At 64.9% G+C, this 12046-nt stretch carries 11 protein-coding genes; 5 read left to right on the top strand and 6 right to left on the bottom strand.

Going from position 1 to position 12046, the window contains the following annotated elements; genetic code table 11:
* Positions 1 to 16 precede the first annotated feature (16 nt).
* Positions 17 to 334, top strand: a complete 318-nt coding sequence (locus tag KF730_RS08430; protein ID WP_294093827.1) for an SMR family transporter — start codon at positions 17 to 19, stop codon at positions 332 to 334.
* Between the two features lie 120 nt (positions 335 to 454).
* On the opposite strand, the gene KF730_RS08425 is transcribed toward KF730_RS08430, so the two are convergent.
* The 4 genes from KF730_RS08425 to KF730_RS08410 all read right to left on the bottom strand — a co-directional run bounded on the left by KF730_RS08425 (position 455) and on the right by KF730_RS08410 (position 4187).
* Positions 455 to 1468 carry an arginine N-succinyltransferase gene (locus tag KF730_RS08425; protein ID WP_294093825.1) on the bottom strand — a complete coding sequence of 338 codons (1014 nt, stop codon included), beginning with the start codon at positions 1466 to 1468 and terminating at the stop codon, positions 455 to 457.
* Positions 1465 to 2673 (bottom strand): hydrolase, encoded by a 1209-nt coding sequence (locus KF730_RS08420; RefSeq protein WP_294093824.1) that lies wholly within the window; start codon positions 2671 to 2673, stop codon positions 1465 to 1467. The genes KF730_RS08425 and KF730_RS08420 overlap by 4 nt, the downstream gene beginning before the upstream one ends.
* 82 nt (positions 2674 to 2755) lie before the next feature.
* Complete coding sequence (locus KF730_RS08415) at positions 2756 to 3664, bottom strand: DUF481 domain-containing protein (protein ID WP_294093822.1); 909 nt, start codon at positions 3662 to 3664, stop codon at positions 2756 to 2758.
* Positions 3665 to 3707: 43 nt separating this feature from the next.
* Complete coding sequence (locus KF730_RS08410; RefSeq protein ID WP_294093821.1) at positions 3708 to 4187, bottom strand: RNA pyrophosphohydrolase; 480 nt, start codon at positions 4185 to 4187, stop codon at positions 3708 to 3710.
* A 137-nt stretch (positions 4188 to 4324) separates the two neighbouring features.
* Between KF730_RS08410 and KF730_RS08405 the strand changes: the two genes are divergently transcribed.
* The 4 genes from KF730_RS08405 to KF730_RS08390 are packed head-to-tail and all read left to right on the top strand — an operon-like array spanning position 4325 to position 9663.
* Complete coding sequence (locus tag KF730_RS08405) at positions 4325 to 6268, top strand: 2-oxoacid:acceptor oxidoreductase subunit alpha (RefSeq protein ID WP_294093820.1); 1944 nt, start codon at positions 4325 to 4327, stop codon at positions 6266 to 6268.
* Complete coding sequence (locus tag KF730_RS08400) at positions 6265 to 7293, top strand: 2-oxoacid:ferredoxin oxidoreductase subunit beta (RefSeq protein WP_294093818.1); 1029 nt, start codon at positions 6265 to 6267, stop codon at positions 7291 to 7293. The genes KF730_RS08405 and KF730_RS08400 overlap by 4 nt, the downstream gene beginning before the upstream one ends.
* 4 nt (positions 7294 to 7297) lie before the next feature.
* Positions 7298 to 8494 (top strand): cyclopropane-fatty-acyl-phospholipid synthase family protein, encoded by a 1197-nt coding sequence (locus KF730_RS08395; protein ID WP_294093817.1) that lies wholly within the window; start codon positions 7298 to 7300, stop codon positions 8492 to 8494.
* Entirely contained in the window at positions 8494 to 9663 is a 1170-nt protein-coding gene (locus tag KF730_RS08390; protein ID WP_294093815.1) for a serine hydrolase domain-containing protein, read from the top strand. Before KF730_RS08395 ends, KF730_RS08390 begins: the two co-directional genes overlap by 1 nt.
* An 84-nt stretch (positions 9664 to 9747) precedes the next feature.
* Here KF730_RS08390 and KF730_RS08385 read toward each other — a convergent pair whose 3' ends face one another.
* Positions 9748 to 10455, bottom strand: coding sequence for an SDR family NAD(P)-dependent oxidoreductase (locus KF730_RS08385; protein WP_294093812.1), 708 nt, complete (start codon positions 10453 to 10455; stop codon positions 9748 to 9750).
* A 19-nt stretch (positions 10456 to 10474) separates the two neighbouring features.
* The gene (purF, locus tag KF730_RS08380) at positions 10475 to 11935 is read right to left on the bottom strand and encodes an amidophosphoribosyltransferase (protein WP_294093810.1); all 1461 of its coding nucleotides are present in this window, start codon (positions 11933 to 11935) and stop codon (positions 10475 to 10477) included.
* Positions 11936 to 12046 lie beyond the last annotated feature (111 nt).

Below are 12046 nucleotides of genomic sequence, written 5' to 3'. Positions count from 1 at the left end.
AAAGGAGGGCCGAGCTATGGCCTGGATCATGTTGTTCGTCGCCGGACTGCTCGAAATCGTCTGGGCCTATTTCATGAAGCAGTCGCACGGCTTCACTCGGCTATGGCCGACCGCGATGACCTTCGTGGCGATGTTCGCGAGCTTCGGACTGCTTTCGGTGTCGATGAAGACGCTGCCGCTCGGCACCGCCTATATGATCTGGACCGGAATCGGCGCGGTCGGGGCGTTCATCGTCGGCGTGACCGTGCTCGGCGAGGCGGCGGGGGCGCTGCGCATCCTTGCCGCGGTGATGATCGTCGGCGGGCTGGCGCTGATGAAGGCGGCTACGCCGTAGCTTCTTCAGCTTTCACCGGCGAAGGCCGGGGCCCAGTTGGGAAAGAGTAATTGGCTGGCGCCGCGCTGCGTTACGATGACCTCTCCCACTGGGCCCCGGCCTTCGCCGGGGAAAGGCTAGCTAGAGCCGCGCGACGTGGAGCAGCTCATCGCCTTCACCGACGCCGAGCAGCTTGGCGCAATCCGCATCGACCGCCACCCCGCCATCCTTCGCCGCGACCCGGCCATAGGCCGCACGGAAATCGCCCAGCCGCCCGGCGGAGGCCAGCACCGGCTCGCCATGCCCCTCGATCGCGACGATCTTCGACGCCACGGAGTCGCGGATCGCCTTCACTTGGTCGGTGCGGGCGGTCATCGTCGGGCCGCCATCGAAGATGTCGATGTAGTTCTCGAACGCGAAGCCCTCATTCTCGAGCATCCGCATCGCGGCGCGGCCCGATGGGTGAGGCATGCCGATCACCGAGCGCGCGCTTTCCTGAAGCATCGCGGTGTAGATCGGATGCTTGGGCATCATATCGGCGATGAATTGGGTGCCATGGACGGCGTTGAAGCTGTCGGCCTCCTGGAAGCTCATTCCGAAGAAGCGCCCGGCGACGCCATCCCAGAAAGGAGAGCCGCCGGCCTCGTCGATCACACCGCGCAATTCGGCCAGCACGCGATCGGCGAAGCGTGCGCGGTGCTGCCTGATGAACAGATAGCGGCTGCGCGCGAGCAGCATGCCGAGGCCCCCGGCGCGCTCGCCGGGATGGAGAAACAGTCCGCCGACTTCGGAGCAGCCGACCAGATCGTTGGTGAGGTTGAGCAATTCCGACTGGAAGGTGCGGTTGAGCTCCTGGCTGTGCTTCGAATCGATACCGATGCGATAGCTGTAGAAGGGCCAGTGCTGGCCGACGGCGGTGAAGATCTGGCAGGTGCCGCGAACATCGCCGGTTTCGGTGTTTTCGAGGACCAGCAGGAACAGTTCGTCAGTGGGTGTATCGTCTTCCCGCGCGAACGACTCGGCGCTTTGCGCGAGCTTGCGGCGAAGCACGGACTTTTCCGGCTGGAGATTGGTGAAACCCCCGCCGGTTAGCTTCGCCATCTCATACAGGGCCTGAAGATCGCCATCGCGGGCGGCGCGGATCACGAAGCTCATGACAGGCCCTTCTCGGCGAGGCGCAGGATGGTGACGGTGGAGAGCGCGGCGCGCTCTGGCAGGCTCTCGGGGATCAGATATTCCTCCGGGGAATGGATAAGGCCACCACGCACACCCATCGTGTCGACCACGGGCACGCCGCACGCGGCGATGTTGTTGCCGTCGCAGACGCCGCCGGTGGCCTTCCACGAGACGGGGATGCCGAGATCGGCGCCGGCCCGCTTGACCAGCCCGAACAGCTTCTCGGCGCCGGCGTCTAGGGGCTTGGGCGGGCGATTGAAGCTGCCATGGACGTGGATATGGACGTCATGGCTGGTGGCCACCTCCTGCGCCGCGGCATCGAGCGCGGCCTGGGCGCGGGCGATGGCATCGGCGTCGCGCGGACGGAAATTGACGCGCAGAATCGCGAGATCGGGAACGACATTGTTGGGCCCGCCGCCATCGATCCGCGCCGGGTTGACCGCCAGCATCGGTTCGCGCACCGCCGCCAGCCTGAGCGCCAGGTCCGCCGCCGCGACGAGGGCGTTGCGGCCTTCTTCGGGGTTGCGGCCGGCATGGGCGGATTTGCCGTGGACGACGAGCGAGAAATTGCCGGTTCCGCCGCGTGCGCCCGCCAGCGTGCCATCGGGCAAAGCGGGCTCATACGTCAGCGCCGCGAGCTTGCCGCGTGCCGCTCCCTCGATCAGCGCGGCGGAGGAGAGCGAGCCGGTTTCTTCGTCCGAGTTGATCAGCACTTCATAGCCGAGGTGCGCGGCCACGGGGCTGGCCTCAACCGCCTCCAGCGCCGCGAGCAACAGCGCGAGACCACCCTTCATGTCCGCCGCGCCGGGAGCGTTGAGGTGGCCATTGTCGAGCCAGCGACCGCTCTGGAACGGATGATCGGCGGGAAAGACCGTGTCCATGTGCCCGGTGAAAAGCAGCTGCACCGGCGCATCGGGGCGAACCGCGAGATGGAGATGCCGGCCATGCTCGATCGCCCTGGTCTGGCCGTCCGCCAGCACGGTTTCGACCGGATCGGGTTCGATCAGCGCCAAGTGGCCGGGCAGCACCGAGAACGCATCGGCAAGCAGATCGGCGATCGTGGCAAGGCCGGGAAGGTTGCGGGTGCCGCTATTGATCGCCGCCCATGCCTCGGTCCGCGCCAGCATCGGCGAGGCCTGGGCAAAGGCGACCGCGGCGCGCTCGATTGGCGAAAGCTCGTTCATGGGCGCGGCGTAGCGCGGAAATCGGGGCGTTCCCACCCCCACGCGGTGCTCAGCCCTATAACTTGTCAGAAACCGCGGACGCCTAGAAATCCAGAACCAGTGCGGCGCGGCTGGTGGTATCGGTGGTCTTGCGGCCCGCCGGCGGCATGCTCTCATATTGCAGCGCATAGCTGAGCTGGGCCGAGAGCGGCCCGATCAACCGCGCCAGCAATGCCGATTTGCTCGACACGGTGGAGTTGGCGTCCTGCAGATAAGCCGAGGCGTTCTGCCGCACGGTGATCCCGCGAGTGAGCTTCCAGTCGAAATCGAGGCTGCCGCGCGCCGCGAGGTTGCTCTCGGTCGTATCGGTGATCAAACGGGTCGAGCGATAGGCCGGCCCCAGTTCCAGATCGAGCTTCATCCCCGGGCGTTTGATCGCGCTATAGCCGGCGCCGGCCGAGACCGAGAAACGCTGGGTGAAACCCGAGAAGCGGTCGCTCTCGAACAATCCGGACCCATAGAGATAGAGCCGCTCGCCCAGCTTCCAGTTCGGCTCATAGGCGGCGAGATAGCGTTCGCGCGTCACCTGCCCCAGGCTCTCCTGATAATCGGCGGCAAAGCGTAGTTTGTGCCGCCAATCTATCCCCTCCCGCTTGATCTCGATCGAAGCGGTGAGCCCGACATTCTCGGTATTGCCCGACGAGACATAACCGCCCAGTTCGGCACGGGCCTTCACCAGATCGAAGAAATCAGCCTCGCGGAGCTTGCGCTGCGCGGTCTCGTGGCGGTCCTCGCTCCACTTGGAGGCGATCTTCGTCACCGTCTCGGCACTTTCGGGCGAGGCGGCGCGGGCGTATTTGACGATGGTCGCGACATCGCCCTCATTGCCCGATTGCATCGCGGCATCGAGCATCGCCCGGATCGGCGGCGGGACCGTGTCGGGATCCTCGGCGTTCGCCCAGAGAGCCTGGGGAGCCAGAAGCAGCGGCAGGGCGAGGAGCGGGGCGCGCATGGCGAGCCTCATACTCAGGCAAATGGGGCGCGAAAAGGGCGGTTCAGCCGAGATGATCGGCAAAGACGGTTAGCAATCGTTCGTAGAGATCCCGCTTGAACGGCACGATCATCGCAGGGAGATCCTGCGGATCGGACCAGCGCCAGGCGCGGAATTCGGGCTCGGCGGTTTCGATGTTCACGTCGCCGTCCGTGCCGAGAAAGCGGAACAGGAACCAGCGCTGCCGCTGTCCGCGCCATTTACCCTTCCACAGCCTGAGGACAAGCTCCTCGGGCAGATCATAAAGCAGCTCATCGGGTGCTGCCGCGACCAGCTCGACCAGCTCGCGCCTAACCCCGGTTTCCTCCCACAACTCACGATAGGCGGCCTCGAGCGCTTCTTCGCCCGGATCGATCCCGCCTTGCGGCATCTGCCACGCCTCCATCACCGAATCGAGCCGCTGGCCGACGAACACCTGGTTCTCGGCATTGATCAGCATCACGCCGGCACAGGGGCGATAGGGGAGGGTGGCGATGTCGGTCATGGCACGCCCCTTAGCCGCTGTCCCGCCTGCGCCAAAGCAAGCGTTGCAACTGGCTCGCATTTTTCTACTTTGGGGTTGGCGCATGTGGGGCGTAGAGCGCAGGCAACGATATAGAAAACGCAGGATACCAACCGGCCATGGCTACCGCCGCGCATCAGCTTACGCCCGAAGAGGCGTCGGCCCATCCGCCTTCCGAGGCTATCGTTGTTCGTTTCGCGGGCGACTCGGGTGACGGCATGCAGCTCACCGGCGGCCAGTTCACGCTCTCGACCGCGCTCGCCGGCAACGATCTCGCCACCTTCCCCGATTTCCCCGCCGAGATCCGCGCACCGCAGGGCACGTTGTTCGGCGTCTCGGCCTTCCAGATCAATTTCGGCTCGACCTCGATCGAGACAGCAGGCGACCAGCCCGATGTGCTCGTCGCGATGAATCCGGCCGCGCTCAAGACCAATGTCGAGGCATTGAAGCCTGGCGGCCTGATCATCGCCGATATGGGCGAGTTCGGACAGCGCAACCTCGACAAGGCCAAATACGCGTCGAACCCGCTCGAAGACGATTCGCTTGGCAAGTGGCAGTTGCTCAAGCTCGATATCTCGGCGCTGACGGTCGAGGCGGTGAAGCCGTTCGGGCTCGGCAACAAGGAAGCGCTGCGCTGCAAGAACATGTGGACGCTAGGGCTGGCGCTATGGATGTTCGATCGCGACCGCGCGCCGCTGATCGAATGGCTCAAGACCAAGTTCGCCAAGGCGCCCAATCTCGCCGAAGCCAATATCGCCGCTTTGAACGCCGGCCATGCCTATGGCGAGACCGCCGAGCTGGGCGCGATGGGCATTTCGCAGCGCAGCGTCGCCGCCGCGCCCGCCGAGCCGGGCCTGTACCGCACCGTTACCGGCGCCGACTCGATCGCACTGGGTCTCGTCGCGGGCGCGCAACTGGCGTCGCTGCCGATGGTCTATGGCGGCTATCCGATCACGCCGGCCTCGGCGATCCTCCACGCGCTGTCGCGCCTCAAGGAGTTCGGCGTCACCACCTTCCAGGCCGAGGACGAGATCGCCGCGGTCGCGTCGGCGCTGGGTGCATCCTATGCCGGCTCGCTCGGCGTCACCTGCTCCTCGGGCCCGGGCATCGCGCTAAAAGGTGAGGCGATCGGGCTCGCGATCATGACCGAGCTGCCGCTGGTGATCGTCAACGCCCAGCGCGGCGGCCCTTCGACCGGCCTTCCCACCAAGACCGAACAATCGGATCTCTATCAGGCGGTCTATGGCCGCAACGGCGACGCGCCGGTGCCGGTGATCGCGACGCGTTCGGCGGCCGATTGCTTCGATTGCGCCATCGAAGCGGTGCGGATCGCCACCCAGTACATGACGCCGGTGATGCTGCTGACCGACGGCTATCTGCAGAATGCCGCCGAGCCGTGGAGGGTGCCCGACATGAGCAGCTACACGCCGTTTCCGGTGACGCATCACACCGAACTCCCGCCAGAGGGCGAGAAATTCTTGCCCTACGCCCGCAACGAGAAGCTCAAGCGCCCCTGGGTCAAGCCGGGTACGCCGGGTCTGCTCCACCGCATCGGCGGGATCGAGAAGGCGGTCGATACCGGCAATCTCGATTATTCGCCCAAGAACCACCAGGCGATGACCGATATCCGCCGCGACAAGGTGCTCGGCATCGACGTGCCCGATCAGGTCGTCGAAGCGGGGCAGGCGGGCGGCAAGCTCGTCGTCGTCGGCTGGGGCTCGACCTATGGCCCGATCACCAGCGCCGTTCGCCGCGCCCGGGCGAAGGGTGTCGATGTCAGCCACATCCATATCCGCCATATCTGGCCGCTGCCGAAGAATCTGGGCGATTTGCTCAGGAGTTACGAGCATATCCTCGTGCCCGAAATGAACACCGGGCAGCTGAAGACCGTGTTGCGCGACCAGTTCCTGGTCAACGCGGTGCCGCTTAACAAGGTGAGCGGGCAGCCCTTCACCATTGCCGAGATCGAATCTGCGATCACGCGCCATCTGTCGAACGACAAGCCCGAAGAACTCGGCCCCGATAACAGCCAGTTGCCCAGCCCGGAGGCTGTGAATCCATGAACGAGATCACCACCATCCGCCCCAGCACCCCCAAGGACTGGGAAACCGATCAGGAAGTCCGCTGGTGCCCCGGCTGCGGCGACTATGCGATCCTGAAGGCGGTTCAGCGCACCATGCCCGAGATTGGCGCGACGCCCGAAAACACCGTGTTCGTCAGCGGCATCGGCTGCTCGTCGCGCTTCCCCTATTATATGGAAACCTATGGCTTCCATACCATCCACGGCCGCGCGCCGGCGGTGGCGACGGGGGTCAAGCTCGCCAATCCCGATCTCGACGTGTGGATCATCACCGGCGACGGCGACGCGCTGTCGATCGGCGGCAACCACACCATGCATTTGTTGCGGCGGAACCTGAACTGTCAGGTGCTGCTGTTCAACAACGAGATCTACGGCCTCACCAAGGGGCAATATTCGCCGACCAGCCGCGAGGGGACGCGTTCTCCCTCCACGCCGTTCGGTTCTGTCGATCACCCCGCCAAACCCTGCGCCTTCGCGCTCGGCAGCGGCGCGCGGTTCGTTGCGCGCGGGATCGACGTCCACAAGAATTTGCCAATGGTGCTCAAGGCCGCGCACGCGCACCGGGGTGCGGCGTTCGTCGAGATCTTCCAGAACTGCATCGTCTATAATGACGAGGTGTTCGAGCCCTTCACCGCCAAGCCCAACGCGCAGGCCAATCAGATGTGGTGCGAGGACGGGCAGCCGTTGCTGTTCGCCGGCGGCACCAAGGGGCTGGCACTCGATACCGGCACGCTGACGCTCAAGGTCGTCGATATCGTCGATGGCGACACGTCGGGCGTGATGATCCACAACGTCAGGAACCGCGCTCTCGCGCACATGCTTGTCGAGATGCCGTTCGGACCGTTCCCGATGGCGCTGGGCGTGCTCTACGACGATCCCGCCCCGACCTTTGAAAGCGCGGTAGTCGCCCAGAACAAGGCCGCGGCCGAAGGCAAGGTTCCTGATCTCCAGAAGCTGGTCGCGAAGGGCCAGACCTGGATGGTGGACAAGCAACCCCACACGATCTGACACGATGGACGCGGGGGCGGGCGAAGTGGGGCAGGGAAGCCGAGCGGGCTTCTTCGAGCGGACGCTCGACCGCATCGACGCGGGGATCGAGGCCGGCAGCATCGATGTGACCCGCCCAGACGGGTCGCGGCGCCTGCTCGGCTGCCGCGCGCCGGGCCCCGATGCGATTGTCAAACTACGTAGCTGGCGCGCTCTGATGCGCTTGGGCTTAAGCGGCTCAAGCGGATGGTATGACGCGTGGGCTAAGGGCGAATGGGCCAGCCCCGATCCGGTGCAGGTCTTCGCGCTGTTCAGCCGCAACCGGGTCGCGCTGGCGCGTCCGGCGCGGGCCAGCGGGCCATGGCGGCTCGCCAAGCGGGCGTGGCACTGGCTCCATCGCAATAGCCGCAGCGGCGCGCGCAAGAATATTCATGCCCATTACGACCTCGGCAATGATTTCTACGCGCAATGGCTCGATCCGGGAATGACCTATTCGAGCGCGATCTTCGTGCCGCGGGGGCAGTCGCTCGCCGATGCGCAAGCCGCCAAGCTCGCCGCGATCCTCGATCGCACCGCGACCAGGCCCGGCGACACAATCCTCGAGATCGGCTGCGGCTGGGGCTCGTTCGCGGAAACCGCGCTGGCCGGTGGCCGCGAGATCCATGGCATCACTATCTCCCCTTCGCAGCTCGCCTATGTCAAGGCGCGCAATCCGCACGGGCGGTTCAGCCTCACCGACTATCGCGACATCGCCGGCAGCTATGACGCGGTGGTCAGCATCGAGATGGCCGAGGCGGTCGGGCGGCACTATTGGCCAGACTATCTGTCGGCTATCGCCAAGGCGCTCAAGCCCGGCGGCCGCGCGGCGCTGCAGATCATCACCTTCGATGATGCGCTGTTCGAAGGCTATGCGTCGAACGTCGACTTCATCCAGACCTATATCTTTCCCGGCGGGCTGCTGATTTCCGAGAGCGCCTTTCGCAAGCTAGCCGCGCGGAACGGGCTTGCGTGGCGCGATCAGGTCAATTTCGGCGCAAGTTACGCCGAGACCTGCAGGATCTGGCGCGAGAATTTTGACGCCGCCGTAAAGGCCGGTACGCTTCCGAAACAATTTGATGGACGTTTCATTGATTTGTGGCGCTATTACCTGATGTATTGCGAGGGTGGCTTCAGAGGCGGCGGGATCGACGTTGTCCAGGTCACGCTCATCAAGGAGGGATGATGCTCAAGACCTGGATGTTGCCGCTGGCGCTGCTGGCGAGCGGACCCGCCTTTGCGCAGGCGGTGGTCTCGCCCGATGTGAAGGCCAATCCGCAGGATACCGCGGGGTTGCGCAAGGTCGGCGCCGAGGTGCTGTTCTGGAGCCAGGCGCAGCGCGACGCCAATTTCCCGCACATGGAGAAGATCTTTCCGGGCAATATTGCAAAGGCGGGCAGGAAGGCTCGCCCGTTGCTCAAGGGCACGCACCTGGAGATCCCGGAGGCGGAGATCGAGGCGTTTCTGGAAGAGCAGAATGTCTCCGGGCTGATTGTCCTCAAGAACGGCAAGATCGTGCTCGAGCGCTACGCCCGCGGCTATGGCCCCGAAGGACGCTGGACGAGCTTTTCGGTAGCCAAGTCGTTCACCTCCACCCTCGTCGGCGCGGCGATCAGGGACGGTTTCATCAAGTCGGTCGACGAGCCCGTGACCAAATACATCCCCGAGCTGGCTGGCAGCGGCTATGACGGCGTCAGCATCGCCCAGCTGCTGACAATGACATCCGGTGTGAAGTGGAACGAGGATTATACCGACATCAAATCCGACGTGGCGCGGATGTTCATCGAACCTGTGCCCGCCGGCGAGGACCCCACGGTCTATTATATGAAGAAGCTCCCGCGCGAGTTCGAGCCCGGGAAGAAGTGGGTCTACAAGACCGGCGAGACCAATCTGATCGGCGTCCTGGTCATGCGTGCCACAGGCAAGCCGCTGGCGACCTATCTCAGCGAGAAGATCTGGTCGAAGGGGATGGAACAGGACGCCTTCTGGATGGTCGATCCCAGCGGGCATGAAGTCAGCGGCTGCTGCCTGTCGGTCTCGCTGCGCGACTATGCCCGGATGGGGCAGATCGCGCTGGAGGGCGGCAAGGGCATCGTCCCCGCCAACTGGTTTGCCGAATCGACCCGCGCACATGCCGATATCGGCACGCCGGGATATGGCTATGGCTATCAATGGTGGACCTATCCCCAGGGCCGCTTCGGCGCGCAGGGGATTTTCGGACAGACGATCCGGATCGATCCAAAGAGCAAGGTCGTGATCGCGGTTTCGGCGGCCGCGCCCAAGGCGACCGACGCCGCTTATGGCAAAGCGCGGACGGCGTTCCTGGACAAGCTGTTCGCGGCAGCGGCGAACTAACCTGTGCTCCTGCGAAAGCAGGAGCCTAGAGTTACGAAGCGCAACGCCTGTGATCCTGCGCTCCTGCTTTCGCAGGAGCGCAATTCATTCCACCCGCTCGAAATGTCCGGTCTCGAACCCGGCGGTCATCAGCGCCGCGATCCGCTCGGCGACCACTTCGGGCGCCTTCACGGTCTCGGGATTTTCCCCCGGATAGGCCCGCGCGCGCATTTTGGTGCGGGTCGCGCCCGGATCGACCAATGCGGTGCGGATGCCGGTGATATGGCGGACTTCCTCGCCATAGCTGAGCAGCAAATTCTCGAACGCCGCCTTCGAGGCGCCATAGCTGCCCCAATAGGCGCGGGGGATGCGGCCGACGCTGGAGGTGAGCCCGATCACGCGTCCCGACGCGGCCTTGCGCAGCATCGGATCGAAGGCGGCCAATAGCGCGGCCTGTGCCGTGACGTTGAGCGTCAGGACCTTGGCGAATTCCTTGAAGTCGATCGCGCCCGTCGCGCTCAGCGAGCCCAGGGTCGCGGCGTTGAGCACCAGCATGTCGAGCGCGTCCCAGCGCTCCGAAATCGCCCCGGCCAGCCGCGCAATGCTCTCGTTTTCGGTCAGGTCCATCGGCGCGATCGTCGCGGTGCCGCCGGCTGAATCGATCGCTTCCTCGACTTCTTCGAGCCCGCCGGCGGTGCGCGCGGTCAGGATCACATGCGCGCCGGCCTTGCCCAAAGCCAGTGCCGTTGCCGCGCCGATTCCCCGGCTGGCGCCGGTCACGAGCGCGATTCTGTTGGCGAGGGGCTTGGTCACGCGAATCTCCGGGTAAGGCTCAGCCGACCCGTTCTTCCAGAAGCGCGAACTGGTCAACCGGTGGCGCGAGTTCGTCCTGATCGGTCAGCGTCGTCGGATAATCGCCGGTGAAGCACGCGTCGCAATATTTGGGATGAATGTCGGCACGGTGCGCCTCGCCCAGCGCCTTGTAGAGGCCGTCGATGCTGACGAACGCCAGGCTATCGGCCTGGATATGCTCGGTCATCCCACCGACGTTGAGTTTCGCGGCGAGCAACTTGGTCCGCTCAGGCGTATCGACGCCATAGAAGCAGCTGTGGCGCGTCGGGGGGGAGGCGATCCGCATGTGCACCTCGGCCGCGCCGGCCTCGCGCATCATCTGCACGATCTTGAGGCTGGTCGTGCCGCGCACGATCGAATCGTCGATCAGTACGATGCGCTTGCCGCGGATCAGCTCGCGATTGGCGTTGTGCTTGAGCTTCACGCCGAGGTGGCGGACCTTGTCACCCGGCTGGATGAAGGTGCGGCCGACATAGTGCGAGCGGATGATGCCCAGCTCGAACGGGATGCCGCTCTGCTGGGCGTAGCCGATTGCCGCCGGCACGCCCGAATCGGGGACAGGGACGACGAGATCGGCGTCCACAGGCGCCTCGATCGCCAGTTGCGCGCCGATCGCCTTGCGCACCGAATAGACCGAGCGGTCCTCGCTCATCGAATCGGGGCGCGAGAAATAGACATATTCGAAGATGCACGGGCGCGGCGAAACCGGCGCGAACGGCTTGTGCGACGAGACCTCGCCATTCTGCACGATCACCAGCTCGCCTGGCTCGACGTCGCGGACATATTGCGCCCCGACAACATCGAGCGCCACGGTCTCCGAGGCGAAGATCACCGCTTCGTCGAGCCTACCCATCACCAGCGGCCGGATACCGAGCGGATCGCGGCAGGCGATCATCCCCTCCGGCGTCATCACGATCAGCGAATAGGCGCCTTCGACCTGCTTCAGCGCATCGATGAAGCGGTCCATCAGCGTGCGGTATTGCGAAGTGGCGACGAGGTGGATGATCACCTCGGTATCGCTGGTCGACTGGAAGATCGCCCCGCGCCGGACGAGATCGCGCCGCAGCCGCATCGCGTTCGAGATATTGCCGTTATGCGCCACCGCAAAGCCACCGCTGGCCAGCTCGGCATAGAGCGGCTGGACGTTGCGGATCGCCGAGCCGCCGGTGGTGGCGTAGCGGACATGCCCGCAGGCGGTGTTGCCGCCGAGCGCGCGAATCACGTCGTCGCGATCGAAATTGCCTGCGACATGGCCCATCGCGCGGTGCGTATGGAACTGATGGCCATCAAAGCTGGTGATGCCCGCCGCCTCCTGGCCGCGGTGCTGCAGCGCATGCAGACCCAGCGCGACAAGCGCCGCGGCGCCCTCCATGCCGGATACACCGAATACGCCGCACTCCTCGTGCAGCTTGTCGTCATCGAACGGGTGCGTGGTAAGCATCATCCCTCAACGGGCTCGGTGGCGTTGCGGCCTCATAGGCGCTTCGGCGCGCTTTGTCGCCCATTCGTCACAAAGAAATGAACCGCGACGCTTTTCGCTGGTTTTTCAGCG

It is taken from the genome of Sphingomonas sp., assembly GCF_019635515.1.
In the GTDB taxonomy this organism is placed as follows: domain Bacteria; phylum Pseudomonadota; class Alphaproteobacteria; order Sphingomonadales; family Sphingomonadaceae; genus Sphingomonas.
The sequence above is the reverse complement of the archived record's forward strand: the minus strand, read 5'-3'. Positions and strand labels throughout refer to the sequence as shown.